The organism is Streptomyces neyagawaensis, assembly GCF_023516595.1.
Classification (GTDB): Bacteria; Actinomycetota; Actinomycetes; order Streptomycetales; family Streptomycetaceae; genus Streptomyces; species Streptomyces neyagawaensis.
On sequence record NZ_JAMGBG010000023.1, the window covers coordinates 98166 to 123515 of the forward strand.

General features: G+C 71.0%; 35 protein-coding genes. 3 read left to right on the plus strand and 32 right to left on the minus strand.

Going from position 1 to position 25350, the window contains the following annotated elements; all coding sequences use genetic code 11:
* Window position 1: 1 nt before the first annotated feature.
* From M8J73_RS11940 to M8J73_RS12045, 22 genes are all read right to left on the minus strand, one after another.
* Window positions 2–3778: a hypothetical protein gene (locus tag M8J73_RS11940; protein WP_055538316.1), complete on the minus strand. Its 3777-nt coding sequence runs from the start codon at window positions 3776–3778 to the stop codon at window positions 2–4.
* An 88-nt stretch (window positions 3779–3866) separates the two neighbouring features.
* Window positions 3867–4430, minus strand: coding sequence for a hypothetical protein (locus tag M8J73_RS11945; RefSeq protein ID WP_055538304.1), 564 nt, complete (start codon window positions 4428–4430; stop codon window positions 3867–3869).
* Window positions 4431–4440: 10 nt separating this feature from the next.
* Window positions 4441–4953 carry a hypothetical protein gene (locus M8J73_RS11950; protein ID WP_055538303.1) on the minus strand — a complete coding sequence of 171 codons (513 nt, stop codon included), beginning with the start codon at window positions 4951–4953 and terminating at the stop codon, window positions 4441–4443.
* A gap of 12 nt (window positions 4954–4965) precedes the next feature.
* Window positions 4966–5952 carry a phage tail tube protein gene (locus M8J73_RS11955; protein WP_055538302.1) on the minus strand — a complete coding sequence of 329 codons (987 nt, stop codon included), beginning with the start codon at window positions 5950–5952 and terminating at the stop codon, window positions 4966–4968.
* Window position 5953: 1 nt separating this feature from the next.
* Window positions 5954–6235, minus strand: a complete 282-nt coding sequence (locus M8J73_RS11960; protein ID WP_055538301.1) for a hypothetical protein — start codon at window positions 6233–6235, stop codon at window positions 5954–5956.
* Window positions 6236–6310: 75 nt separating this feature from the next.
* Entirely contained in the window at window positions 6311–6778 is a 468-nt protein-coding gene (locus tag M8J73_RS11965; RefSeq protein ID WP_055538300.1) for a hypothetical protein, read from the minus strand.
* Entirely contained in the window at window positions 6779–7597 is an 819-nt protein-coding gene (locus tag M8J73_RS11970; protein WP_055538299.1) for a hypothetical protein, read from the minus strand. It abuts the gene before it with no gap.
* Between the two features lies 1 nt (window position 7598).
* Entirely contained in the window at window positions 7599–8246 is a 648-nt protein-coding gene (locus tag M8J73_RS11975; protein WP_055538298.1) for a hypothetical protein, read from the minus strand.
* Between the two features lie 10 nt (window positions 8247–8256).
* Window positions 8257–8919, minus strand: coding sequence for a hypothetical protein (locus M8J73_RS11980; protein ID WP_055538297.1), 663 nt, complete (start codon window positions 8917–8919; stop codon window positions 8257–8259).
* The gene (locus tag M8J73_RS11985; protein WP_055538296.1) at window positions 8919–9317 is read right to left on the minus strand and encodes a hypothetical protein; all 399 of its coding nucleotides are present in this window, start codon (window positions 9315–9317) and stop codon (window positions 8919–8921) included. The genes M8J73_RS11980 and M8J73_RS11985 overlap by 1 nt, the downstream gene beginning before the upstream one ends.
* 70 nt (window positions 9318–9387) lie before the next feature.
* The gene (locus M8J73_RS11990) at window positions 9388–10632 is read right to left on the minus strand and encodes a phage major capsid protein (protein WP_055538295.1); all 1245 of its coding nucleotides are present in this window, start codon (window positions 10630–10632) and stop codon (window positions 9388–9390) included.
* Between the two features lie 67 nt (window positions 10633–10699).
* Window positions 10700–11932, minus strand: coding sequence for an HK97 family phage prohead protease (locus tag M8J73_RS11995; protein ID WP_079054776.1), 1233 nt, complete (start codon window positions 11930–11932; stop codon window positions 10700–10702).
* The gene (locus M8J73_RS12000; RefSeq protein WP_055538294.1) at window positions 11932–13254 is read right to left on the minus strand and encodes a phage portal protein; all 1323 of its coding nucleotides are present in this window, start codon (window positions 13252–13254) and stop codon (window positions 11932–11934) included. Before M8J73_RS12000 ends, M8J73_RS11995 begins: the two co-directional genes overlap by 1 nt.
* Window positions 13251–13493 (minus strand): hypothetical protein, encoded by a 243-nt coding sequence (locus M8J73_RS12005; protein ID WP_055538293.1) that lies wholly within the window; start codon window positions 13491–13493, stop codon window positions 13251–13253. Before M8J73_RS12005 ends, M8J73_RS12000 begins: the two co-directional genes overlap by 4 nt.
* Window positions 13487–15049 (minus strand): terminase large subunit domain-containing protein, encoded by a 1563-nt coding sequence (locus M8J73_RS12010; RefSeq protein WP_055538292.1) that lies wholly within the window; start codon window positions 15047–15049, stop codon window positions 13487–13489. Before M8J73_RS12010 ends, M8J73_RS12005 begins: the two co-directional genes overlap by 7 nt.
* The gene (locus M8J73_RS12015; RefSeq protein WP_055538291.1) at window positions 15046–15351 is read right to left on the minus strand and encodes a hypothetical protein; all 306 of its coding nucleotides are present in this window, start codon (window positions 15349–15351) and stop codon (window positions 15046–15048) included. Before M8J73_RS12015 ends, M8J73_RS12010 begins: the two co-directional genes overlap by 4 nt.
* A 306-nt stretch (window positions 15352–15657) precedes the next feature.
* Window positions 15658–16098, minus strand: coding sequence for an AAA family ATPase (locus tag M8J73_RS12020; protein ID WP_055538290.1), 441 nt, complete (start codon window positions 16096–16098; stop codon window positions 15658–15660).
* Window positions 16099–16138: 40 nt separating this feature from the next.
* Entirely contained in the window at window positions 16139–16390 is a 252-nt protein-coding gene (locus M8J73_RS12025) for a DUF4873 domain-containing protein (RefSeq protein WP_055538289.1), read from the minus strand.
* Window positions 16391–16480: 90 nt separating this feature from the next.
* A complete protein-coding gene (locus M8J73_RS12030) occupies window positions 16481–16732 on the minus strand; it encodes a hypothetical protein (RefSeq protein WP_055538288.1) in 252 nt (83 codons plus the stop codon).
* 4 nt (window positions 16733–16736) lie between these two features.
* Window positions 16737–16916: a hypothetical protein gene (locus M8J73_RS12035; protein ID WP_055538287.1), complete on the minus strand. Its 180-nt coding sequence runs from the start codon at window positions 16914–16916 to the stop codon at window positions 16737–16739.
* Between the two features lie 2 nt (window positions 16917–16918).
* Window positions 16919–17215 (minus strand): HNH endonuclease, encoded by a 297-nt coding sequence (locus tag M8J73_RS12040; protein ID WP_055538286.1) that lies wholly within the window; start codon window positions 17213–17215, stop codon window positions 16919–16921.
* Between the two features lie 212 nt (window positions 17216–17427).
* Complete coding sequence (locus M8J73_RS12045) at window positions 17428–17649, minus strand: MerR family transcriptional regulator (RefSeq protein WP_063799189.1); 222 nt, start codon at window positions 17647–17649, stop codon at window positions 17428–17430.
* Between the two features lie 93 nt (window positions 17650–17742).
* Here M8J73_RS12045 and M8J73_RS12050 point away from each other — a divergent pair, with 93 nt between their 5' ends.
* Together M8J73_RS12050 and M8J73_RS12055 are read left to right on the plus strand one after the other, a co-directional pair.
* On the plus strand, window positions 17743–17976 hold the full coding sequence (locus M8J73_RS12050; RefSeq protein WP_055538284.1) for a hypothetical protein: 234 nt from the start codon (window positions 17743–17745) through the stop codon (window positions 17974–17976).
* Between the two features lie 3 nt (window positions 17977–17979).
* Window positions 17980–18507: a hypothetical protein gene (locus M8J73_RS12055; protein ID WP_055538283.1), complete on the plus strand. Its 528-nt coding sequence runs from the start codon at window positions 17980–17982 to the stop codon at window positions 18505–18507.
* Between the two features lie 12 nt (window positions 18508–18519).
* Here the strand turns inward: M8J73_RS12055 and M8J73_RS12060 are convergent, their stop codons facing one another.
* The 7 genes from M8J73_RS12060 to M8J73_RS12090 all read right to left on the minus strand — a co-directional run bounded on the left by M8J73_RS12060 (window position 18520) and on the right by M8J73_RS12090 (window position 23161).
* Entirely contained in the window at window positions 18520–18726 is a 207-nt protein-coding gene (locus M8J73_RS12060) for a cullin (protein ID WP_249828586.1), read from the minus strand.
* Window positions 18727–18858: 132 nt separating this feature from the next.
* On the minus strand, window positions 18859–19023 hold the full coding sequence (locus M8J73_RS12065) for a hypothetical protein (protein WP_249828587.1): 165 nt from the start codon (window positions 19021–19023) through the stop codon (window positions 18859–18861).
* An 82-nt stretch (window positions 19024–19105) separates the two neighbouring features.
* On the minus strand, window positions 19106–19792 hold the full coding sequence (locus M8J73_RS12070; RefSeq protein WP_249828588.1) for a hypothetical protein: 687 nt from the start codon (window positions 19790–19792) through the stop codon (window positions 19106–19108).
* 1 nt (window position 19793) lies between these two features.
* Entirely contained in the window at window positions 19794–20243 is a 450-nt protein-coding gene (locus M8J73_RS12075; protein WP_055541304.1) for a hypothetical protein, read from the minus strand.
* A gap of 10 nt (window positions 20244–20253) precedes the next feature.
* Window positions 20254–20829, minus strand: a complete 576-nt coding sequence (locus M8J73_RS12080) for a hypothetical protein (protein WP_055541303.1) — start codon at window positions 20827–20829, stop codon at window positions 20254–20256.
* The gene (locus tag M8J73_RS12085) at window positions 20826–22469 is read right to left on the minus strand and encodes a hypothetical protein (RefSeq protein WP_249828589.1); all 1644 of its coding nucleotides are present in this window, start codon (window positions 22467–22469) and stop codon (window positions 20826–20828) included. Before M8J73_RS12085 ends, M8J73_RS12080 begins: the two co-directional genes overlap by 4 nt.
* A gap of 71 nt (window positions 22470–22540) precedes the next feature.
* Entirely contained in the window at window positions 22541–23161 is a 621-nt protein-coding gene (locus tag M8J73_RS12090) for a hypothetical protein (protein ID WP_249828590.1), read from the minus strand.
* 192 nt (window positions 23162–23353) lie between these two features.
* On the opposite strand from M8J73_RS12090, the gene M8J73_RS12095 reads away from it, so the two are divergent.
* Entirely contained in the window at window positions 23354–23674 is a 321-nt protein-coding gene (locus M8J73_RS12095) for a hypothetical protein (RefSeq protein ID WP_055538835.1), read from the plus strand.
* 61 nt (window positions 23675–23735) lie between these two features.
* Here the strand turns inward: M8J73_RS12095 and M8J73_RS12100 are convergent, their stop codons facing one another.
* Genes M8J73_RS12100 through M8J73_RS12110 form a run of 3 tightly spaced genes read right to left on the minus strand, consistent with a single transcriptional unit; the run spans window position 23736 to window position 25350 of the window.
* Complete coding sequence (locus M8J73_RS12100) at window positions 23736–24401, minus strand: hypothetical protein (protein ID WP_055538836.1); 666 nt, start codon at window positions 24399–24401, stop codon at window positions 23736–23738.
* Complete coding sequence (locus M8J73_RS12105; RefSeq protein WP_055538837.1) at window positions 24398–24622, minus strand: hypothetical protein; 225 nt, start codon at window positions 24620–24622, stop codon at window positions 24398–24400. The genes M8J73_RS12100 and M8J73_RS12105 overlap by 4 nt, the downstream gene beginning before the upstream one ends.
* Window positions 24619–25350, minus strand: a complete 732-nt coding sequence (locus M8J73_RS12110) for a hypothetical protein (protein ID WP_055538838.1) — start codon at window positions 25348–25350, stop codon at window positions 24619–24621. Before M8J73_RS12110 ends, M8J73_RS12105 begins: the two co-directional genes overlap by 4 nt.

Below are 25350 nucleotides of genomic sequence, written 5' to 3' on the forward strand. Positions count from 1 at the left end.
CTCACCCCACTCCCAAGTCGATGCTCACCCCGTGCGCGCGCTTCAGTTCCAGCAGCATTCGCCGGATCGCGCGGGCGGTCGCGATCGGATCGACCGCCCCGTGCACGTCGACCTGCACGTGCACGCGCTGCCCGCCGCCAGCAGCGATCACGGCGGGGCGGCCGGCCACCGCGGCGAAGCCCGGCCTGGCCCGCCCCACCATCCGTCCGGCCACCGCGTTCATGGCGCTGTCGATGAACGGCAGTCCGGCTAGGACACCGACGGCGACACCGCGGGTGGTGTTGATGCCGTCGGGCACGAGCTTCGTGGCGGGCGAGCGGATGCCGAGCGCGGCGCGGAGCGCTTTCTGCATGCCCTTGGCGATCTTCACCATAAGGGCCTCGATGCCCTTCTGCTGCGACGCCAGCCCGGCGAGGAAACCCTTCCCTGCGTTCTTGCCGGAGTCGTACAGGGCGTCGGCGCCCCGGCGGCCGAGCTTCTTCGCCTCGTCGTTGATCCTGTACTGGGTGCTGTTGATCTGGTTGAACGTCGCTTTGTCCGCACCGGCGAGGGCGGACGCGTAGGCGTAGCCCTGCTCGGGGCCCATTTCCAGAATCTCGCGCAGCATCGTCCGGTTGAGGCCGCGCTTGGCCAGCTCGGAGATGTACCGGGAGAACTGCCGCATCTTCTCCAGGCGGGAGGTGAGCGTGCCCTTGATGCCGCCGGCGGATACCTCCTCCTCGCCGCCGAACATCCCGCCGAGTGAGGCGTCCTGCTTGGCCTTGACCCGGGACGACTCGGCGAACTCCCGGCCGGCCTTCAGCGCTGCGGCGATCTTGTCGCGCTGTCCGGCGAGGCTCAGCAGCCGCTTCGTCTGCCGGTTGACCATGGCCACCAGGCGGTTGTCCTTGGACCCGTCGAACGCGGCCCAGATGTCCTTGGCCAGGTCCTTCGCGGTGGACTTGATCTTGTCCTTGCTGCCGGTCATGCCGACGATCAGGCCCTTGCCGAGGTCGGCCATCAGCGCCTTGGCCTTCTTCGACGGCGAGGCGATCTGGAGTTCCTCGCGCATCCCGGCGATGACCGCCGCCGCCAGCAGGCGGGCGGACGCCCGCACCATCGGCGTCCCCGCGCCCATGCCGCCGGCCAGACCGGAGGCGACAGCGGACCCGGCGCCGCCAGCGCCTCCCCCGAGGGGGAGGGTGCCGGCGTTGAGGGCGTCCATGAACTTCAGCCCGTACTTGCGGACCGAGGACGCCTTGACCATGTACTCGTCGCGGGACGCCCAGATCAGGTTCGAGTCGGACGTCGGCGTGCCGATGCCCTCGATCAGTCCGCCGCCCGGGTATCCGGGGATGCCGTCGCGGCCGACGAGACCACCGGTCGCCATGCGGCCCGCCGAGACCCCGGCGATCTTCTTCCCCTTGTAGGAGTAGAAGGTGTTCACGTACGTGTTGGCGGTCCGGCCGTCGAGGGAGGACAGCGCCCCCGCCACGTTCCGGATCCCGCTCAGCGCCCCGCCGGTCGCGGCGGACACGGACACCTTGCCGTTGGGCAGGCGCTTCACCTTGTAGCCGAACGACTCCAGGATCTGCTCGGCGCCCTTGGACAGCGTCCGCAGCGTCACTGACTTGGCGCCCGGCGTCCGCTTCACCGCAGCGTTGAACGCCTCCAGGCCCTTCTGCGCGTCCTCCTTGTCCATCGTGACCCGCGTCTTCTTGGACGGGATCTTCAGGATCTGGTCGGCGAGAAGCGCGGCCTCGGCCTTGTTGAGGCCCATGGCCCGGGCGCTCTTGATGAGTTCGGAGCGGCCGCGGCTGTAGATGCCGTTGACCGTCTCCCAGCTGGAACCCGACTCGCGCGCGCTGCTCGCCGCTTCATCGGTCTTGGAGGCGAGGTCCTGGAGTGCGGTCGCCGCGGTGCGGGCCTTCTCCGAGTTCAGGTTGAGCTTGCCGCCGGACATGTCCAGCGAGTTGGCGTTCTCCTTCGCGGCCTTCGCCGCGTTGTCGATCGCCGCCTCGAACCCGATCATGCCGCCGAGCCCGGCACGCTGGACATCGTTGAGGGCCTGGAGGCTCTGCCGCAGTCCGTCCGCGCTGGCCTTCTGCGCGGCCAGCGCGGCCTGGGTCTTCTGCGCCTGCTCGCCGAACAGGCCCTGGCTTGCGGCAGCGAGTTCCTGCTCGAACTTCGCGTCCTTCAGGGCGGTCTTGTAGTCGTTGAGGTGCTTGGTGAACTTGGTGGTGTCCCGGCCGCCCTCGCCGTACTTCTTGGTCAGCCGCTTCAGCGCGGCCGCCGCCAGGTCGGCGTTGCCGTCCCGCACCATGCCGGCCAGGGACTTGTCGACGGCGTCGAGTTCCTCTTTGGCTTCCTTGACGGGCGTCGAGTCCCAGCCCGTCCAGCTGACCAGGAACTGCTGGACCTTGTCGGCGGTGCCCGGATCGGTGAGCGCCTTCACGTGGCCGTACAGCGCACCAAGGTCGCTGCCGAACATCCTCGACGCCTCGCCCGTCACCTTGCCGGTGGACCCCAGCTCACGCAGCGAGGAGGTGAGCCGGTCGATGTCCGGAGGCGCGCTCCCACTGCGCTCGGCCAGTTCGGAGATGGCGAGGATCGCCAGGCCGATACCGGTACCGGCCATCGCGATCTTCGTGGTGCGGCTGAGCGCGAGGACGGCAGCCCGGACCGCAGCCAGGCGGCCGGGCGCGGCGGCGGCCGCCGTGTTCATCGCGACCAGGCCCGCGCCGAACCCGGCGAGCGCGGTACGTGCGGCGACCAGGCCGAGCGCGGCCGCTTTCGTCAGCTTCAGCGCTACCGCCAGCTGAAGGAAGATGGCGATCGCCGATGGGGGCACCGCCGACACGAGCCCGGTCAGGACGTCGATGAGGTCCAGCAGTCCGACACCGACGTCGGCGCCCGCGTCGAGGACATGGATCAGGGTCGTGCCGATGTTGTTCAGGACGCTCGCCACCGTCGGGCCCTGGGCCCGCGCCCACGCCATGAACTCCTTCGCGTTCTCGCCGACTTCGCCGGACTGCGAGGTGCGCAGCAGGCCGGCGAGTTCGGAGTTGAGGTCCCTCAACGTCCGGTTGGAGAAGGTGGTGAACTTCGCGTTGAGAGCGTCGAAGCCCGGCGACGCCATGGCGCCGCCGAGCATCGTCACGAACCGGTCGGTCTCGCCGGCCGTTCCCTTGACCAGGTCCCGGGTCTTGGGGAGCAACGCGTTGGTGAGGGCGACGCCCTTCACGAACGGCGCCATCGTGTCGCCCGCGAGGCTGTTGGACCACTCGCGGGTCTCGTCCTTCAGCACCGACACCGCGGCCGCCGCACGCCGTGTCGGCGCCGGCATGGCCGCTACCAGGCGCACGTACTCCGCGTGCGCGGTGACCGCTTCCTTCGAGGTGGCGCCCGACTTGGCGACCGCGTCGCGGTAGCTCTTGTGCGCCTCGGCCGCGTCCGTGATCTGGGAGACCTGCGAGATCAGGGCCGCGCCCATCACTCCGAGGGCGACAGCGACCGTGCCCGCCCCGGCCGCGATCGGGGCCAGCGACGCGGCCGCGGGGATCGCGGCCGGCGACAGCAGCAGCGTCGCCTTCTTCAGCTGGTCCATTGCTTTGCCGCCGGCGTCGGTGTCACGGCGCAGAGCGGCGAGGTCGCGGGAGGCGTTGCGCGAGAACCGGCGGACGGCCCGGTCGCCCTCGATCGACATGATCGTCATACGGCGGCCGAGTCGCCGGGCCGCGTCCCCGATGTCGTCGAAGACATCGGAGAGTTCATCGCGACCGGTCAGCAGGAACGTCATCGAGGGCACGGCTACTCACCGCTTTCCGACTGCTGGGCCTGGAGGTGCAGGTCGATCCAGGCGGCGATGTTGTAGAAGTCGATGACGGTCAGGCCGTCGACCTCTTTCGGCGGGATGTGGACGAGGTGGCCGAAGAGGGGGAGGTAGGCGTCGCGGGCCCGCTCGATGTCGGGGTCGGGCTCGACGATTCGTCGGCCTCGCCCGGCCCCTCGGGGGCCGCTGTGTCCGGCTGGTCTTTTGGGGCCTGGGCCAGCCGCGCGATCAGCTCACGCGCGTGCTCGGGGTCGGCGGCCGCGGAGTCGGGAAGTTCGGCGAGGATCTCCGCCACCCGCTCCCGGGTCAGCTCCGTGTCGGCGCCGACCATGGCGAACGCGTCCTCGACGTAGTCGGTGACCTCGCGCCGCGACATCCGGGTGACCATCTCACCGACTCGGGGATCGAACTCCTTGAAGCGCAGGTCCGGCTGGGAGCGCTTCTTCAGGACCCACACGATGCCGCGCATGGAGTCGAGGTCCTCGGCCTCCAGGCCCTTCTGGATCTCGCCCCACTTCATGTCGATGGTGCGCTGCACGATCGATGCCTCCGACACGAGGAGGTCGCGGGCGTCGTAGTGCTCCGGCTCGCCGCCGTCGGGGGTGTAGATGATGATCAACGTGGTGCTCCTACTCGATGCGGCGGCGCACGTCGTCGGTGACGCGGGCTACCTCGCGCGTGATGTGGTCCTGGTGGGCGCGGACGGTCTTGTCCCACCACAGCGGGGTCGTGGTCTGCTGGGCCCACCGGCGCCGGTTCCCGAAGACCGGGTGCCGCAGGCGGCCCTCATGGAGGCGGTTGACCACGCCGATGGGGATGTCGGAGGGAAGACGCCCCTTGTCGAGGTAGACACGGGCGCCGGGGTTGCCGGTCGTACGGACGCTGAGGCGGACGGCCTCCGCGATCAGCGCGCGCAGCGGGCGGGTGGTCGGTGACCGGCCGCCGCGGTTGCCGGCCTTGCGCCCCTGGGACCGGATCTGCAGGCCTCGGATCGTGTCCTGCAGGTCGCTCCGCAGGGGCTCGGCTGCATGGCGGATGCGGCGCTGGAAGCTGCTGCGGATGTTCTCGTGGCCAGCCGCGCGGAGTCGCCGTGACAGCTCCAGCAGCTGGCCCGTGCCGGTGATCCGGACGTTCTGGACCATGGGCCGGTCACCTCACAGGGTGGTGTCCGTCGAGATCAGTTCGATCTTGGGCAGGTTGGTGCCGTCGAAGAGGCTGACGAAGTTGAAGCTGGGCTTGACCACACCGAAGCCGTCGACGACCGGCGGGCCCTCGTCCAGGCGGATGGCCGGCAGGGTCAGCCGCCAGACCTCGTTGTAGGGGGTGGCGATCTCCGGGCCGACGAACTCCCACACGAGGGAGGTCGCGCCGTCGCTGGTGTGCAGGTCGTCGAGCGTGGTCGCGGTGTAGTCCGACTCCAGCGTCCCGGAGATCTTGACCAACTCGTTCTCGATCGGCTCTTTCTTGAGGCCCGACTGTCCGGCGTAGAAGCGTTCGGTGTCCTGCGGCCGCTCGATCTTGCAGCTCACCTTGCGGATGCCGTCGAGGGCCGCCTCCGCGCCGAAGCTGCCGGTCTTCACCGCCATCTGCCCGAAGTGGAACGGGGTCATCGACGGGTACGACGCGGTCGCCAGGGTCTGGCTCTCGTCGCAGTTCTTGCCGTCGAACTCCATGCTGCAGGTGAGCATCTCGCCTACACCGCACGAGAACTCACCACTGATGATCTTGCAGCCCACGAACGACTTGTCGGTGACAGTGCCGCTGGTGAGGGGCACCCCCTTCTGGATCGACAGGCTCTTGCCCGCGACGGAGGCGAGGGTGTGGGTCTGCAGGTACGCGGTAGTCGCACCCTGCTGTACCGGGGTGACACTCGTCCCCATCAGCCCCTGGTGCAGCAGGCCCATGCCCTTGTTGGTGACCTCGAAGTCGATGCTGCCCGAGACCTCCCGGCGGGTGAGGACCCGCCGGGCCGACAGCCCCAGAAGCCGGCCGGCCGCAATGCCGGAGGACAGCGCGGTCGTCTTCTTGAGGGCCAGGCCCTCCTTGGTGAACTCGATGAAGCGGGTGGGCGCCACGTAGGTGCCGTACGAGCTCTCGGCGGCGATGCCGAGCTGAGCGCCGAGACCGGATCCGATCGCCACGTCAGTCCTCCTTCTGCGGCTCGGCCTTGGCCGCCGCCGTCGTCTTCTTCACCGTGGCCTTCTTCACCACGGCCTCGCCCGCGCCGAGGCCGCCGAGCGGCAGCGCCTCGTCCTTGTCCTCGTCCGCCGGGGGTTCGATCTCCTCCCAGGCCGCGGGCTGGCAGACGTAGCCGTCGTAGCGGTCGTCAGGGACCGTGACGATCTCGTCCGGCTGCACGACCCGCTCGGGGCCGAGCTCCGGCACGGTCACCGGCTCGGGGCCGATGAAGCGGACCTTCGCCATGGGCGTTCACTCCTCACATGCGCATGGGCGCGGGTGGACGGCCCGCGTACCTGGCGGGCCTCAGATGGGGGTGGGTCAGATACGGGCGTGAGCCGCGATGGTGAAGGCCAGGCCGGCCCGGGCGCCCTGGCTGCTCTGGGCCTGCTGGAGGTGGCCACGGACGATGTGCGCCCACAGCACGGCCCCGTTGATCGTGGGCTTGGTTGGGGCCGCGTTCGTGGCGCGCAGCGCGTTTTCGATGACTGCGAGCAGTTCGAACAGGCGGGCCCGTACGACGGTGATGTCGGTGTCGCCGGACCAGGTGAACAGGTAGCAGGCGATGAGGAGATCCTCGTCGCGGGTGCGGGCGCCGGCACCGTTGAAGTTCTGGACGAAGCTGGCGGATTCTTCGCTGTCGGGCTGCCAGCCGATGGACACGTACTCGCTGGCGGACTGGTCGCTGACCGGGGGGCCGTCGAGGACCTCGACGCCGGTAAGGCCGGCGTCCGCGCGCAGGATCGTGAGGAACTGGGTGAGCGCGGCGGGCAGGGAGGATGTGGCCATCTACGCCACCCCCGGCGGCAGCTGGTACGGAGCGAGGATCTGCAGCGCCCGGTTGGGCACGGCGTAGCCGAGGCCTGGGATCGGCTCGGTGACGTCGAAGTCACCGACGCCGACCTGGGGGCGGCCCGGGCCCTGCTGGGTCCGCCACATGTGCTGCAGGATGATCCGCGCTCCCAGGGTGATGGCGGCCGGGATGATCCGGCGCCCGGCGACATGTACGGTGCGCAGCGGCCCGTACAGCTGTCCGCCGTCCGTGCGGCGGACGATGCCGCTCGAGGTGTCGAGGTCGAGGTCCGCGACCTCGTACGACGTGCCGCCGGTGAGGACCGCCGACACGCTGGTGAGGGAGATCGCCGGAACGGTGCGCAGGGCCAGCGTCTTGGCCACCTGGAAGGCGTGGACCTCGGTGACGGTGCGGACGACGACGGCTCCGACGTACCACTCCACGGTGGCGGTGACGGCCTCGTTCATCGCGCGGACCTCGTCGTCGTCCGCCGTGGCCGTCTTGTTGAGGTGGGCCTTGGCGTCAGCATGGGAGATGATCCAGGGCGGGTTCTGCTCGCGGACGTCGAAGGTGTCGGTGTAGGCGCCGGCGTTGAGGCCGGTGGCCAGCCACCGGACGGTGTGCCGCCCGGCCTGCGCGCTCGGGTAGTCGTAGGTGTACGTCCCGGTCGACACCGGGACGACGGGGCTGACCGACACGGTGGTGCCATCCGGCAGCCCGATGGACAGCGCCATGCTGCCGGCGTTCGCCAGGTTCCCCGCGGAGTCCCTGACCGTCGTGCCCAGCGGCACGACCGCGCCGAGGTCGAACGGCATGTCAGCCTCCCCTCACGGTGGATGTGCTGCGGGCCAGGCCCACCAGGCCGGCCCCCGTACGCGAGGCGGCGGTGACCCTGCCGGGGCGGCCCACGTTCAGCTGGTCCGCCTCGGCGAAGTCGCCCACCCCCGCATCGCGGTGGGCTTCGATCAGCAGCGACAGGTTGCTCTGGCTCACCCAGGCCGGGGAGGCCGCCGTACGGCGCACCGTCCAGACCGTGCCGTCCGGGCTGGTCTCCCAGCGCAGGGTGCCGCCGTCCTCCCGCAGCCTGAGGAACGCGTGCGCCACCGGGTCGTACGACGGGAACAGCGCGCCGCCGTCGGCGTAGCCGACGCGCAGGTACAGGCCCATCGCGTTCTGCGCGGCGTCGATCAGGAACCCGGCGTCGGTGCCGCCGACGTCGGACAGCACCAGGAACGACACCACCGCGGTCGATGCCCCGGCGGCCGACGGTGGATAGACCCGCGCGGACACCTGCGACCAGGCCAGGGTGTAGCTGCTGGCCGACCGGTACGCCGCGTACCCGGTGGTGCAGGGGATCCGTGCCCGGCCGCCGGCCTCGACCGGGTCGCCGTACGACTGCGACCACACCACCGGGTCCCGAACGTTGTCGTTGAAGTCGTCGACGAGCAGGCCGAAGCCGGGCACCTCTCACCCCCTACCAGGAACGGGTCTCGGGCGTCTGGCCGCGGCCGCCGCCCCTGGAGGAGTCGGCTGCCTTCTCCGCCCCGCCGGGGCCGCCGCTGGCCGCGGCGTCCCGGGCCCGGGCGGCGTTGAGGACGTCGTCCCGGCGCTTGGCGATCCCGGCCCGGTTCTCGCCCTCGGTTGCCTCCAGATCCAGCACGCGCAGCGCCTCCTCGTATCCGACGGTGTCGAGGTAGGCGAGGACCTGCCGGTTGGTGTGCTCGCGGGGGTCGAACGCCGCGGGCGGCGAGTCCTTGTCGTTCTGCTCCTTCTTCGCCACCTCGGCCTCCGCCTGGTCCTCGCCGCCGTCGGGATGCCGCCCGGAGCCGGGGAGTCGTACGGTCACCGACCACCGCACCCAGCGCGGACCGTCGTCCTGCCCGGCCGGCGGGTCGATGTCCTCGACAGTCGCCGCGATGACCTCGAGCTCCTCACCGTCCTCGCCGACCACCAGCGGCTGCTGGTGGACCATCGACGGGGCAGACTCGTCGCCCGGCTCCTGGCCGTCGTCGAGGAGCACGGCACGGTGGCCGTCAGCCCAGGACGCCGCGTCTTCCTCGGACACGTTGACGATGTCGCCGGGGGACCAGGAGAAGTCGGGCCCGGCGATCGCCTCCAACACCTTGATCCGTGCCATCAGCGCACCGGTGCCACGCGCGGGTTGGCCAGCACGATCTGGGCGCTGTAGAGGCCGCCCGTCGTGGCGCTGGCCACGGTGACCGCGACGCGCAGGTACCGCTTGGCGCCCTTGTAGCCGATCTCGTACACGGTCTCGTCCGTGCTGGAGGTGACGGCGGGTTCGCTGCCCTGCAGGTAGGCGTCGGCGACGGCCGCCCAGGAGGAGTTGTCGTCGGAGTGCTGCACCTCGAAGGTGTGGGTGCCGTCGGTGACGGTGCCCACCGGGATGACGACCATGGCGTCCTGGAAGAGCGAGCCGCTCGAGGCCCGGTCCACCGAGGTGCCGTTCGCCGACGCCGTCCGCGCGGCCGGCGTCAGGGAGTTCTTCACGAGCAGGCTGTTGTACGCGTCCTTCACAACGCGCTCCCTTCGGGTATGCCGACGGGCCCAGGCGCTCGAGGTCCTGGGCCCGTGCGTGCGGGGTCGGTCAGCTGGCGGCGTGCTGGTACAGGCGGATCGCGGCGGAGTCCTGGATCATGCCGTCCAGGCGGGCGAACCCGAGGAAGGCGACCTGCAGCTTCTCGGCGTACCGCTCGTCCAGGCGCAGCGTCTGCACGCTCAGGACCTGGCGGATGACGTAGCCGGCCTGGAAGTCGCCGAACGCGATGGTCTTGTTGCTGGCGCCCGGCTCCGGCATCGAGTTGTCGAGCTCGTACGAGAAGCCGTTGATCGTGGCCGGGAAGCCGGGGGCCGGGATCGGCACCCACAGCGGACGGCTGTCGCCGTCCTTCAGCTTGCGGACGACCTTCAGCGTCGAGTCGTGCATCAGGTACTTGGCGTTCGGCCGGTACGCGCTGTCGACGGAGTGCTCGAGGTCGATCAGGTCGTCGTAGATGACCGACGTGGTCTGCCCCGAGGCGCCCTGCTTGCCGACGGTCGCGCCGGTGGTCAGGCCCTGCGGCTGGTCGACGCCGGTGCCCTGGGTCCACGCACGGGCGGCACGGCGCCCGATGCGCTCGCCGAGCTTCCTGGGCACCCACGTCTCGAGGCTGAAGGCGCTGTCCTGCAGCAGGCTCCGCGACAACTTCACCTGCTTGCTGGAGAAGATGTACGCCTTCAGCGTCCGGCCGCCGATGTCGAGGTCCTGCTCGCCGGCCTCTTCGTTCTCGCCGAGGATCTCGCCCTCGTTGGCGGTGTCGTCGTTGGTCGGCCACTTCAGGTCGGCGCCCGTGGAGGTCGTGATGACCTCGGCCAGGTTGAGCAGACCGCCGAAGGCCTTCATCGTCTCGGTCATGATGTTGCGGAACTCGTCGGGGACGAGGAACCCGCCGTCGGTGTCGATGCCCGCGGCCATGGCGCGCAGGTCGACCTCGTGCTCCGTCATCAGCCTCTGCTGCTCGGGGCTGAGACGGCTCATGCCGCGGCGCAGGTAGGCGCTGAACGCCTCCGAGTAGCGCTTGGCCTCCTCCTCGGCGTCGCCACCGCGGCGGCCCTCGGGCTCCCCGGTGGTGACGGCGACCTGGCTGCGGTCGATCTGGGACAGCTGGGCCATGCGGTTCAGGCGGTCGATGTCGCCGGAGACCACGGTGAGCCGGGCCTCGGCCGCGTCCCAGTTCTGCCGCTCCTCGGCGGTCAGGTCCCGGTTCTCCGCCTCGGCAGCGGACTGGATCTCCTGCATCCGCTGCCACACGGTGTTCTGCTCATCGATGAGCCTCTGCAGTTGTGCGGGCATGCTCCCTCAATTCCGGGCATGGCGAGGACCCCACCAGCAGGGGGTGGGGTCTTCGGGTGAGTACGGGTTACGAGCGGGCCACGGGCAGCCCGTAGCGGGCGGCCAGGCCCTTCATGCGGAGGACGCGCGCGTCGAGGTCGCTCCGAGTGGTCTCTGCCGGCTCGGGTGCGGCCGGGGCCGCGGCGGGCTCCGGTGTGCTGGTCTCGCGAGTGGACTCACCCGGCTCGCTGCCAACTGCCTTCAACTCGGGGGGCTTGAGCCCGGCGTCCTTCAGGTGCCGGGCCAGGTGCTTGTAGACCGCTTCGCGGTCCTCGTCGGGGATCGTGGTTCCACCGCGGGCGCCGTTGAGGACGCCGATCGCCGTGGTGCACGCGACGGTGGAGGCGGCGCCGACGTCGCCGTCCACGCCTACGAAGTGGTGGATGAATCGGTACGAGGCCTTCGCGTCGGCGTCGCCGTCGGGGTCCACCCAGGCGTGCGCCATCCGTAGCGCCTCCTCCTCCTGGGGGAGATCCTTCGAGTTCGCCGGACCGTCCCACGCGGAGTCCGACGTCGAGGTGGAGTGCACGGCCAGTGCGCCCCGCTCCTCGACGGCCGGCGCCGTACGCGCGGCGGGGATCGGCTCGCTGGGCTTGTCCTCGCCGACCAGCTGCAGCAGGTCCCGCAGCTCCGGCCGCCACTTAGCGCGCTCCTCGATCGCGGCCTGGTCGCCGCGGCTGACGAGCGCCGAGGCGACACTGGCGAGCTCGGCCTCGGTCTCCTCGTACGCCGGGAACGTCACCGCCGAGACCTCGATGAGGCGGGCCTCGAGGATCCGCCGTACCTCCACCTCCGCGCTCTGCCCGTCGGAGGTGTCCACCTTCTCCAGGGTCCAGTCGTCCTTGATGACGTAGAACCCGAAGGACATGCCGGTGATGTTGCCGTTGCGGATGTTCGCCTTCAGGTCCGCCACGTACGACAGGCCCTCGTCGAGGGCGGAGTCGACGGCCAGGCCGCGCGCGTCCTCCGCCAGGGCCAGGGTGCCGGCGGACACACGCGACACGACGTAGTACGAGTCGTGGTCGATGAGCATCCGCGCATCGCCCTCCTGCAGCGTCTTCGTGAACGCCCCAGGTGCGATCTCCTCGTAGAACCCCCACCGCAGGGGGTTGCCGATCGCGGTGCGGGAGTTGAACACCGCGGCGTAGCCGTTGAACCGCTCACCGCCTGTGTCGCCGTCTGCGGCCCGGATCGCGACTGCTGCCGTGGACAACGGCAGACGGCGGCGCTCCTCGGTCGTCGTCCTCGTCAGAGTCCTCATCAGGTGCCTTCCTCAGCATCGTCGGGTGTCTGCAGGAGCCGCTGCGCCTCCGCCATCAGCGCGGCCGCCCGCGCCCGGTTCGAGCCCGCCGCCGGCTGCTCGCCGTCCGGGGCGAGCGGGTTCGACCCCAGCGGCGCCATGTACATCGGCTGCAGGTAGACATCGCCGTGCTCCGCCAGCGGCGGCAGCTCCTCGAGCGCACGGATGTCGTTGGCGCTGAACGCGCCGACGTCGCGCATCGCCCGGAAGAACGTGGCCCGAGCAGCCGAGTCGCCGCGCAGCAGGCCGGCCATCTGGTAGTTCGCGTACAGCGACGGCGGCAGCAGTTCCTTCGTGATGCGCTGCTCGGTCGGGGTGAGCCAGGTGGGGCCGAGGTCGAAGGTCACCCAGCCGAGTGCCTGCTGCTCCAGCCCTGTCCCCCACGATGTCGACTTCTCGGTGGACATGAGCAGGAAGGGCGGCACCCCGAACATCCGGGCGATGTCGGTGACCTGGAACTGCCGGGACTCCAGGAACTGTGCGTCGGTGTTCGGCATCTGCACCGGCTTGAAGCTGGCGCCCGAGTCGAGCACGGCGATCTCGTGGCTGTTGTGGACGCCGGACATCTTGGCTTTCCAGCGCGCCTTCAGCTGCTCCGCCTGCCCCTGGTCCAGGCGTTGCTCGGTCTGCAGCACGCCGCCGACCATGTTCCCGGACCCGAACAGCCGGGCCGCGCTCTTCTCGGCGGCCTGCGCCAGCCCGATGCCCTGCGCGGCCAGCCGCACCGGCGAGCAGCCGGTGAGGCCGTCGTAGCCCAGCCCGGGGATGTGCAGGATGTCGTACGGCGTCTTGACGTGGGTCACGCCCCAGTCGTCCGTGACGTAGAACCACTTGCCCGACGGATTGCTGTCGCTGGGCTTCTCCCGGTCGACCTGCACCCGGTCCGATGAGACCGGCCACAGCTCGCGGACCTGCTTCGCCCCGTCCCGGATCTTCTGGATGTAGGTGTTGCCCCACAGCACCCGGTACAGGTACGCGAACCGCCACAGCTCCACCGGCGTGAGATCCGGATGCGGATTGCGCAGCAGCTCGAACGGCTGCCTCTCCCGGGTGCCCTCCTTGTACGTCGGCAGCGGCAGCGCCGAGGACACCCCGGAGATCAGCGACACCGCCCGCCACACCGCTGGCGTGCGCAGCGCGGTCGTCTCCGACACCTGCACCCCGGCATCCGACTGCACCCCGCCCAGGAACTCCGTCAGCGCGGCGGAGGTGAGCGGCTGCGCCGGGCTCTCCAGCCCCCTCCTCGTCCGCCCATCGAACAGGCCGAACAACCCAGACGTCACTGCCGCTCACCTCCCGCCGCTTCCCCACCGCGCCCCTCCCCAGGGACACGCCTATCGGCCAGCGCACGCTCGCACGCCAGCACACCCAGCACCCCGCCCAGCACCAGCGCGCCCGGCACACTCCACAGGGCCACGCCCGCCACGAGGACCAGGACGAACACCACCTCCAGGACCACCAGCCGCCGTACGCCCTTCGGCCGGCCCATGGCGTCTTCCGCCTGGCCGTCGTCGTTCACCACAGGTTCGGCGCCCCTTCCGGCTCCACGTCGTGGTACTTCTCCCAGCCCCACAGCGCATACGTCCCGGCCACCAGCGGGCTCACGTCCACACCCTCACTGCGCCGGGCCCACGCCCACGCGTCGCCGAGCTCCCTCTTCTTCGCGCCGGCCAGAGCCGTCGCCATGGGGGACTGGCCAGGGTGGGCGAGGGAGCCGTCCTTCGTCCGGTCGTAGAAGGCGCCGCAGGCCTGCGCGAGCTCGCGCACCTTCGGCGCCACCAGGAAGTGATCCCGCCCCAGCCCGCTGCCCACCTCGTGCGTTCCAGCGAGCTTCTTCCGGATTGGAGCCGCGAGCGAACCGGCCGGCCCGCCCTCATCGAGGACCCACACACACGGCTTCCACTTCTCGTCCCGCTCCCCGACCCAGTCGACCACCCAGTCCGTCCCGGGCCGATGCGCCACCACCTCCACGTGCCGGCCACCGCTCGACGACTCGGCGGCCACCGAGATCGCCGTCCACGTCCGCTCCGGGTTCGTGTCGATCGCGAAGGCCACCGGATCCAGCGGACGGCTCTGCCCGTCCGTGAGGGCCTCCCAGACCTCCTTGGAGATGACCTGCCACGTCTCGTCGCTGACCTCCGGGTAGTCACCCACACCCAGCCGCTCACGGTCGAACAGGTCCTCACGCATACCGCGCATCTCCCGCCGCACGTACGACGAACGGATACGGATCCCCAACGCCGGGTTGGCCCGCGCGAACGACAACTCATCGTCACGGTCGTCGTGAACGGTGCAGACGACGCGCTGCTCCTGGTCGCGCGGGCACTCCTTCACGTGCGGCGCGATCGAGTACTCCAGGTACGTCAACGACGGGTCAGCCCCGCCCTCCTCGGCGATCGCACGGGCCCGCAGCAGCGCCAGCTGCTCGCTCTCCGCCCCCAGACCAGCCGACCCCGTGAACACCAACTGCGGGTTCCTGCGGGCCGACAGCACCGGCATCAGCGCACCAACCGGCGCCGCCCGCAGCTTCATCGCCTCGTCCATGATGACCAGGTCACCGGAGAACCCACGGCCGCTGTCCCCACCACGCGCCAGGAACCTGATCCTCGCGCCGTTGAAGAACTCGAAGCCCTCCTCGCCATGGCTGCGCCGTACGCGCTTGACCCGGCGGCTCAGCGAGGATGAGCCCTCGATGATCCGGTCCAGCCGCAGGAACGATTCCTGCGCGGTGTTGAACTGGTGCGCCGTGTGGATGACCAGCTCGTCCCCGAACAAGATCACCCCGCCGAGCTGTCTTGCCTCGAGGAATCCGCCCTTGCCGTTCTGACGTGCGACGTTGAGGACGACCTCCAGCGACAGCCACCGGCCTTCGTCGTCCTCGGCGAGGCTGTGGTGCAGGGCGAGCTGCTGCCAGATGTCGAGGTCGAGGCCGGAGTCCTCGGCCAGCTCGACGCACTCCTGCCCGGCGGGAGAGCGGTAGTCGAGCGCGACCTGGTCCTCGATGCCGTCCCAGCGGAGCGTGTCGATGCGCCGGCGCCACGGCACCGACAGGATCCGCGGGGTCTGGCAGCCGATCACCCAGAGTCCTTACGCGCCGGAGGGGAGAGCCGCGCCTTGCGGCGGGCGGCCAGCTGGTCGATTCGGTCGCCGGCGTCCTTCGGGGGAGCGAGCGCGCGGACGACCTGCATGGCCTGGCGCAGCTCGCGGGCCGCGGCGGCGGCGTCCTTGGCGTCGGTGGCGGAGTCGACCCAGGTGGCGAGTCGGAGTGCGGTGGCCGCGGGGGCGGAGGCGGCGGCGTCGACGCCGAGGGCTTCGATCTCGGCGGCGGTCGCGGTGGCGACCTTGCCTCGGCGAGGGCGGCGCTTCGACTCGTCACTCATCCGGACATCACCCCCCGTAACCACACGAACATCACGGAACGTGACAAGAGATAAGTAACTCAGCGTTACGGGATGAGTGGTGACAGAGCGTCACTATTTCGCTGGAGTTCGCTTCGCCGAGAAAGTAGCCACCTTGACGGGGAGAGAGACGGGCGACAAGGGCGTTTGGGGTCGCCCGGTCTCCCGCTGAAGTTTTGACCCACTCCCTCCCCAGCGAGCCGACCCGCGCCCGCGTTCACCCTCCGACCGGGCCCCTGACCACCCTCCGCACACCCTCGGGGGTCACGATCGGTGAGTAGCGGTGGGTCACCACTGCCGGGTCGTCTGGGTGGTCACGGGGCGTGACTCGCCCTTGCGGTGCTGCCGGTACCAGCGTGTGACGACGCGGTTCATTTCGTCTGATCGCATTGCGGCCACGCGCTCACGCACGACGTCTTCGCCTGGGTCGACGACGATGATGTCGGCGCCGAGTCGCTGGTAGCGGGCCCGCGCCCGGGCGCCGGGCATGGTGTGGATCAGGTAGACGTCGAGCTGGTCGACCAGCTTGAAGGCCTCGTCCATGGCGGCGTAGCGCGCACGCTGAGCGACGCGCTGGTGCAGCGCGTCCTGGTTCCACTGGGGTGCGCCTGGGCCGGTGAGGGCGCGGGCGATGCGGTCCATGTCGATGACGATGTCACGCGCTGTGGCGTGCGCCTCGATCCATGTGCTCTTGCCTGCGGCCGGCGGGCCGGTGATGACGTACAGCACGCTGTGTCATCACCGCCTCTGTGGTCGCTGGTGTGGCCGGTCAGGCGCCGAAGGGGGGCCGGCCGCTGCCCTGGATGTCCATATCGGTGCCGCCGCCCTTGGCGACGAAGCTGGCTTCGCGGTCTCCGATACGGAGCGTGGTGTCATCGGCGTCGAAGATGGCCCATGCCGCTGCCCCGTCAGCTACGTCGAGGGAGCCGTACCACTCCCTGGAGGTGCTGGTGAGCCTGGCGGTCACCTCGTACTCGGCGCCGTCCGCAGTGACCGTGGCGGGCCCGTCGTATGTCGTCATGCGCCCATGGTGGCCCAGTGGTCTGACAGTGGGCACGTGTGCAGGAGGCTCATCACGTCCACCATCGCGGCACTGGGTTGTGTCTCCTGGTCACCAGGTGCGGGGGTGGCGAGGGCTGGGGTGACCGATGCACGTCCAGTTGTGATGGCCGAGGAGGCGGCAGGCGAGGCGGCCGGGCACGCGTGCCGCAGCGGAGCGGGGGTCGTCGAGGGCGTTGCGGAGCCACCGCTCGGCGCCCGTTGCCTCCGGCCGGTACCAGCGCAGGACGATGAGCCGGTTGGATCGCAGCGCGGTGCGTGCGCGGTCTTCGAGGTGGGCGAGGTCCTCGTCGTGCTTGGCCATGGCCTCAGTCCGTTGGCTCGGGTTGGCCCTGCTGGGGATGGGCCTGGCGGATGTGGGCGTGGATCGGTTCGGTGTCGATGCCGACCACGTTGCGCTTCAGCTCGGCCCGGAGCGTGGCGCCCAGCTCGATGGGCTCGTTGCAGGCGGGGCAGCGTACGAAGCAGGTGAGGTTGCCGGTAGCCATGTTCACCACTTCCGTGTGGCTGTGGGGCGGGGTTGTGTGGTGGTGCGGTTGCCTCGGGAGCTGTTGCACCGGCGGTGTGCGCTGCGGGCGTTGGCGGGGTCGAGGAGGTTGCCGCCGCGGCTGATGGGGATGGCGTGGTCGAGGGTGAAGGCCCAGGGGCTGGTCTGTGCGGCGCGGCCGGTGAGGCTGTAGTCGATGGGGCGCCTGCACCACCAGCAGGGCAGGCCGAGGGCCCGTTGCCGGTTGCAGAGGGTGCGGTAGGGCCGGCCGTTGCGGGGGTTCCGGGTCAGGGCGGTCACCTCCCGTGAGGCCTGAGGGTGCCCGCCGCTCGGCCCTGTGCGGCTGCGTGACTGGCTGTCACGGGCCGGTGTGAGCGGCCTGCCGGGCGGCGGACGCTGGGCATGACGAAGGCCCCGGCTTCAGGGGGGCCGGGGCCTTCGTCATGCTGTCTGTGGTGTCCGTTTCTGGACATGGTTGTGCGCCAAGATCGTGGCGCATGGATCGTCGCACGTCAAGCGGCATTGACTCCGCGCTGGCCAGGGCGGCTGGGCTTCGGTGCGTTCTTGGCGGCCATGACGTCCTCGACGCGGAAGATGGGGTGTCGCGGGCTGCCGCCGCTGCGGGTGAGGATGCCGCGGCGCACCCAGTCGCGGATCGTGCCGGGCTGGACACCGCAGGCGGTGGCAGCCTGGCTCGTGGTGAGTCGGCCCGGGGGCAGGGACAGGTACTCCATGGGCCCTATGGTCTAGCAGAGTTGGCGGTGGGCGGGGTCACGAACTCATCACTCCCACACCCTCCATAGGGCGCGCACGCCACAATCACGCGCATGTCAGACACCACTGCCGCAAAGGGTTGGCGGCCGACCCGTACCCAGAAGATCATCGGCGTCCTGTTGCTGCTCATCGTGTGGACGGCGATGGCGGGTTCATGGACGGACAAGGGCTGCACCCTGCCCCAGGGCTACATGTTCGTCATCAGCCATGGCGGGAGCCCCGACCGGGACCAGGGCTGCGAGGACGAGCCCTCGGGGCCGGAGTACACCGACCAGTACTACGGGTGAGGCATGGAACCGACCAGTGCGGCAGCGTCCGGCGTCGCGCGGGCCGTGAGCGCGGCCGTCACGAAGAAGATGACCTCCCACACGGGGGTACGCCTGGGGGGCCGTGAGGAGCGCCGTCAGGTGTACAGCCGGTTCCAGGCAGCGACGGTGGAGGCCATCTCGTTTGCCGAGTTGCTGCGCGTCGAGGGGCGCCTCACCGGCCCCTTCACCGGCTACCGGCGGATCCGGGAACTCGGTCTGCAGGCTCATGAGCGCAAGGTCGAGCTGATGGCCGCGTACTTCGAGCTCCGCTTGGTGGCGAACCCTGCGCCCCTGGAGAAGGGCGAGGCGGCCATGGTGAAGGCATCCCAGGTCCTCGAAGAGCCGGGCTCTCGAGGCGAGGCCCAGTTCCGTGCGAAGCTCGAGGCGGCGGTCGAGGCGCAGCGGGAGTTCACGGACGAGTGCCGGGATGATCTCTGGTACCTGCCGCAGCGCTGGCAGGTCCATCGCCGGATCGCGCGCCGGTGGAAGGCCCGGCGAGCACGTCGCTAGGTGCAGTCGAGGTCAGCCGCGTCCTGGGGCCCGTGCTTTGCCGTGAGCGGCCAGCCCGGCGAGGAGGTCCCGGGCGAGCTGACGGTAGCTGTCCTCGGTCTGCTCTCTGAGCGGGGTGACGTGGTGCCAGCCGCGGATGTGGGCGGCCATCCACTCCGCTTCGCGGTCGGCGTCCAGGTGGTGGAGGAGGCGGCGCGCCAGGTGCTGTCGGAGGGTCATGCTTCCAGGGTGGCTGGCGAGTGTCGCGCTTACGTCGCATGATCTGCCTGGCGCGGTCACGTGCACACGAGCCCCCGACCGTCGCGGTCGGGGGCTCGTGTGCGCGGCTCCGGCTACGTGGCGGTGCTGGGGTCAGTCTTCGCGGGTGAGTTCCACGGTGTACTCGTCCTGCCCGGCGCCCGCTACGGGCTTGATCGGAGGCGGGAAGTAGCCGCCTCGTGAGGCCTGGTAGTAGGTCTCGTGGCCCTGCAGGCGGGGGTCGTCGGCCTCGAGGGGCTTGCTGAATCCGAGTGCCATGATGGCGCTCTCCTGTCTCGTGTTCGGGATAGGTGGACCGGGGCGGCCGTGCTTCTTGGCGGAGGGGCGGCCGCCCCGGGGTCTATGAGCGGGCGCGCAGGACGCGCCAGCGGTGGGGGTTGTCTTCGTCCTGGACGATCGTCGGCCCCTCCTCGGGGTCCGGCTCGTCGGCGTTGTTGCTGTTGTTGTTGCTGGTCAACACCCCTGCAACGGGCTCCTCTTCGGCTGTGGCCTGGGTGGGGGAGGGCAAGGGTGGGAAGTCGCCGGCCTTGACGCCCGGGGAGACGACCACGGGGCGACCCTTCATCCGGACCCCGCCGGAGAGGGGGATGCCGGCCGCGCGGAGGGCCTCCCGTACGGCCTCGGCGGGGGCGCCGAGATGGTCGGCGAGGGCGCTGGTGTGGGCGTGTGGGGCGCCGACTGCGTGGAGGGCCTGGACCAGGCGCTCGTGGGTGAGGGCGGGCGGCTCCTCGGCTGCCTCTGCTGTGACCTCGGCCGCGGGTTCCTCGCAGGGTTCGGGAGCCGGGCCGGGGGTGGCTTGCTTCAGGACGGCGAGGGTGACCGGGGAGCGGGCGCCGATGATGACCGCTACGAGGAACCACACGGCCGCGCCGAAGCAGACGATGTCCGTGGTCCAGCGCAGCCCCTTGATGAACCCGGCAGCCAGGGCGATCAGGGTGAGCCTGAGTGCCACTCCCCCGGCGATCCATGCGGCGATGGCGCGGCAGATGGCTGTCGAGCCGACCCATATGGCGATCCAGAGCCGCACGTCAGCCGCCCGCCATCATCAGGATCGCGGCGCCCAGCTGTACGGGCATGGCCCAGATGGAGCCGTCGCCGGCGGCGGGCCAGACGAATGAGGCGATCATCGCGGTGACGGCGGCGCCGAACGGTGTCAGGGGGGCGGCGATGAGGACGATGAGGAGGATGAGGGCGATGGCGCCGATGCCGACGTCGCCGAAGGGCCCGTTGCCGGTGCCGACGCCGAGGCCGGTCAGTCCCTGCTCGGTGACCTTGCCCGGGTTGGCCCAGATCTTCCCGGCGGCGATGTAGGCGGTGCCGGCGAGGAACGCGGTGACCGTGGCGCCGCGCGTCTGGAACTTGACCTTGCCCTTGCCCATGACGCCGAGGACCAGCAGAGCAGTCAGGGCGAGGGCGATGCCGCCTGAGCCGAGGGCGCCGAAGACGGCCCCGCTGGTGGACGGTGCTGCGGAATACACGGTGGGGCTCCTAGAGAAGGGAGTTGGGGGTGTTGAGGGCGGTGGTGAGCAGGGCGGTGGCGAAGGGGATCCGCAGGGCCCAGACGACGGGCGGGCGCATCCGGGAGGGCAGGAGGATGACGTACCGCTCGGTGATGACCTCGGCGGCGAACCAGCTGCCTCCGGCGACGGCGAGGCCGGCCGCGGTTCCCCCTGGGCCGAGGGTGTCCAGGAACGCGGCCAGGGAGTGGTGGAAGCCGAAGGTCCAGCCGACCCAGGCGGCCGCACCGTGGATGAGGAGCCAGCGGCGGGCTCGGGCCCGGCGGTCCGGTCCGCCCTGTGCGGCGGGCGGGGGTTGGGGCTGGTTGACGGTGATGTGCACGCCGGGCGCCACCTCGACGGGCCCTGGGGCAGGCTGAGCAGGCGCCGAGGCGTGCCTGGCGAAGGACCACCAGGGGCGGGCTTGTTCGGGCTCCTCGACCGGTGGGCCCGGCTCGGGCGTGTCCTCCGAGGGGTGCGCGGTCGGGGTGGCGGTGGCCTGGAAGTAGTCGTCCAGCCAGTCACGCGGGCGGTCCGGTGCGGGCTGCTCCTGGTCGCGGCCGCTCATGCTGAGGCCTCGGCGGCCAGGAGGTCACGGAGCCGCTGGGCCTTCGCCTGCCCTACCCGGAGCTCGTCCTTCAGCTTCTTCACGCTGGCCGGGCGCCGGTGTGCACGGCGGTGAGCGGCGTCTACCTCGCGGGCCCGGTCGAGTAGGTCCTCCTCGGCGCTCCTACCCGGCGTACCCGTGGGGCCGGGTACCTCGGGTAGAGCCGGGTCGGGTACCTCGGGTAGGGGTGTCTCCGCGGTACGGTCCGGCCCCGGTTCGCCGGCGGCCGCGCGCTCCTCGTCGGCCTTGCGGCGGATGACGTCGGTGGGGTGCTCGAGGCCTTGGGGGCCGAGGGGTAGGCGGGCGTGTACCTCGGTGCGGGTAGGGCGGGTACGGGCCATCGCGGCGGGTACGGCGCAGGCGACCTGGCGGGGTACCTCGGGGGTGGTGGTGATGTCGAGGTGCAGGCCACGGGCGGTGTACTCCCAGTCGGGTACCTCGGGTAGGGCCTGGTGGTCGTCGTACTCGTCGTAGGGCTCCTCCGGCCACAGGTCGGGCCACGGCTCCGGCTCGGGGGCCGGGCCGGGCTCGATCTGGGGCCGCTGGGGGGCGGCGGGTACGGCCGGGGTAGGGGTGGGGTTGCCTGCGCGGAGGGCTACCCGTACCTGGGTCTCGGAGACGGGTACGCCGTACTCGGTGCACAGCGCGGCGAGTTCGCCGGGGGTGGCGTCGGGGCGGGTGGCGTGGACGTGGAGGACCGCGTCGAGGGGGTCCATGCGGCGGAGCTCGGCGCCGGTGACACCGAGCGGGGTAGACGGGTAGGGCTCGGGTAGGGGCTCGGCTACCCACGGCGAGGCGACGGGTACGGTGCTCAGCTCGGCTGCGGTACGGCGTGCGGCGAGCTGCTGCAGGAGCTGGTGGCGGCGCTCGCCGTCGACGGCCGCGCCGGAGCGGGCGACGGCGGCCTTGAGGGCGGCGCGGGCCCACCAGCCGCGGTGGCGGCGGGAGGCGAGGCGTACGGCGCGGGCGGTGGCGCGGTCGCGGCTGATCTGCTCCGCGGTACGGTTCCGGGTCGCCAGGCCGAGGTAGGACAGCATGCGCTCGCGGAGCTCGTGGCCGATCTGCGCGGGCAGGCCGGTGGACAGGGCCTGCGGTTTGGCGACGCGGATCTCCAGGCCCATGGCCAGGTGCCAGAGCAGGGCGGCCATGACGGGGCCGAACACGGCGCGGACGGTGCCGCCGATGATCCCGGACTCGGAGTAGGCGGGGATGACCTGGACGCCGGTGATGGTCCAGACGAGGACGCCGGGCACGCCGGGGGTGCCGGCGGTGTCCTCGGTGGCGGTCGCGCGCTTGTTGGCGCGGGCCATGACGGCGCACGCGAGGAGGGCGATCTCACCGGCGGCGAACATCACCAGGCGTTCGGTGGGGTCGACCATGTCCAGGCGGTGCTCGGCGAACCGCCAGGACGTGTCGGCGGTGTAGGCGGTGCAGACGAGGGCGCCGAGGCCGGCGGTGAGGACGGCTCCGCTGGTGCGGCGGGCGATCAGCCAGCAGACGGCGGCCGCGGCGGCGAGGAGGAGGCCTGCGGCGAGGAGGGCGGGCCAGTGGGTGGCCGCGGCTCTCGCGTAGGGCTGGTCCAGGATCACGAGGGACTCCACGAGCAGGAGATGGGCAGGGGGAGGCCGGGCCCCGCCGGGGGGTGGTGCGGGGCCCGGCCGGTCTGGCGGGGTCAGGCGGGGCCGACGTCCAGGTGCTCGGTGGCCTCGGCGGACTCCGCGCAGAGCGCGATCAGGCCGGGGTCGAGGGGCGGGGCGTCTCCGGCGTGGCGCTGGGCCTCGGCAGCGGCGTAGTCGTCGGCGCAGCGGGCGAGCAGCTCGGCGGCCTCGGCACCGTGGTCGGGGTCGGCGGGCTCCGGGCCGAGGGTGTGGCCGCTGGCGGTGCCGGGGTCGGTGTAGCTGCCGCACTTGCCGCACACGTACTGGCTGCCGTCGCGGTCCATGGGGCGGCCGCAGCAGGTGAAGTCCATGCGGGCTCCGAGGGCGTCGAGGTTCTTGGCGGCCCGGCGGAGGCGGAGGGCGTACTCGCCGCGCGTGAGCGGGGCCGGGCGGTCCGGGAGGGCGCGGTAGAGGCGCTGCATGCTGTCGCAGGCGACGACGTTGGGCAGGGTGCGCAGGATCGCGTCGGCGGCGACATCGATGGCGCGCTCGAGGCCGGGCCCGGTGAGCGGGTCGGTGGGCGCCATGTCGAGGAGACGGGCGGTGGTGATGAGCATCTGCGCGGCGTAGGAGGGCTGGGTGAGGAGCACCTGCAGGGCTACGTCGACGGGGTCGGGCTGGGTAAGGTCAGGCACTGGATCTGCCCCTTCGTTCGCTTCAGGGTGGGTCCAGGCCCCGGCCGGGCTCTCACACACCGACCGGGGCCGACTTGTTGGCACGAGACCTGAGAGCGTGGCCTCGCCCGACCAAGCTAAACCCCAGGGTTGATACAGCGCAACCCCAGGGTTTAGGGTCGTGTCGGCCGCACCGCAGGAAGGAGCGCGGTAGTGGCAGATGAGCCCCAGCAGCCCGAGGAGGTGACACGCCTGGTGGAAGCCATCAAGGCGTTCGAGGCCATCGAGGACGACGAGGCGTGCGCCGTCGCCGTGTCGCAGGCACTGAGCGACTGGCCAACGCACCAGTCGCAGCTGCGGGAACTGCGCCAGCAGCGGGTGAAGGCGCTCAAGGCGCAGGGGCGTACCTGGGAGGAGATCGGCAAGCTCCTCGGCGGTATCAGTGCAGCACGCGCCCAGCAGATCGCGGCCGGGGTGAGCGGGGCTCAACGGCGAAGGGCCGCAGCTGAGAAGGCAGCCCAGCCTGGGGAGTAGAGCACGGGCGGTGCCCCGTCGGCGGAAGGCCGGCGGGGCACTGTGCTGCCCGGGCCTCACCTCAGGCAGCTGCAGACCGCTCACGAGCGGCCGTGGCCTCGTTGCCGGGTTGGAACTGCCTGAGGGCGAGCCATCGGTCTGGCGGGTAGGGGCACAGGCACCGCTCGCACTGCACCGCCTTGCGCATGTCCGCGAACAGCTTGGCCCCGCACGCCACGCCGACCGCGTCGACGGCGACGCAGTAGCCGAGGAACGTGGGCGCTTTCGGCTCGTCCTCCTCGTAGCCGGGCTCGACGACCCGGCGGACCCGGGCCACGAGCTGGCGGACCTCACGGCCGAGCTGGCCGCCCTGCTCCCACAGGGCAATGAAGTGAATCTGCTCGGCCAGCCCCCGTGACGCGGTCTGGACGCGGTGTGCGAGGGACCCGGTGCGCGCGGGCGTGGCCATGGCGCGGGCGTCACAGATGGCGTCGTGCCAGTCCTCAAGGACGCCGGCGATTCCGCCGGCCGCGCGGAGGGTGAGGGCTTCCTCGTCCAGCGGCAGTGGCGCCTCGGCCATCCGTGCGCGGCCGCCGTACTGGGCGCCGCCGCGGATGCCCGGGATGAGCCAGTCCTCGAGCTCGGTCCACAGGCCTGGCAGTCGGCCGATGTACTCGAGGGTGTCGATGGTGCATGTGGGGCAGAGGCTGCCGTGCTGGAGCGGGCTCCTGCACAGGGTGCAGTTCATGTGCGGTGTCCCCCTTCGTGCTGTTGGTGCGTGGGGCGGGGCTCGCGCCACTCGATGTGGCCGCCCCCGTAGCCGCGGAGGAGGTCCGCGAGGGTGGGAGCGGCCGAGGTCAGCCCGTACTCGGGGTCGTCGACCGCGACGGCCAGGCCGCCGGGCTCCTCCCACCCGTCCAGCACCTGGTGGGGCAGGTGCAAACGGAACGGGCGGACCTCGTCGGTCACTTGGGCTCGTCGAGGGTGGCGCGGTTGGCAGCGGCGGCGTGGCCCGGGCGGGGCTCGGTGTGGTCGTACGGGCAGCACAGCTCGTGGATGGCCTGGTAGTAGCGGCCGATGAGGCCGACCGGGTCTGGGTGCGGGATGCCGGCCTCGAGCGCGGCGAGCAGCTCGTGAACGGGGTGGTCCTTGCGCGCGTTCTTCGTCTCGCATCGCTCGGGGGCGGCGAGGGCGCCGTGGACGGCATCGAGGGCCTGGTCCCAGCCGTCATCCTGGGCGTTCGCGTGGAGGTTGTACGGCGATCGGCTGGGTGCCTTCTTGATCAGGCGTACGCGGGCGATGGCCATCTCGGCGCGGCGTCGGGCTTCACCGACGGTCCTCAGCTCCCGCTCGCGCTGCTCGGCGATGGCCTGCCAGTCGACCGGAGCGTCCTGATCATCGCCGGGCTGGTCGGTGGCAGAGAGAGCGGCCCGTGCCCGGTTCTCTGCCAGGTTGCCGCTGCCCGGACGGAGGCGTTTGGATGCGGCGCGGGACGACATGAGGCTGAAGTCGCCGTCGGGCCAGCGGACGATGGTCCAGCCGGGCTCGGGGTAGATGTCGCCGTCGGTGGTGTGGACGACGAGCTGGGTGCCGTCGAAGTGGTGGCCGTCCTTGCCGAGCCAGGCGATGAGGGCGGGGTCTCGGGTGCCGTTCCAGACGCGGGTGTCTACGTCGGCGGGCACGGTGTGGTGCAGCAC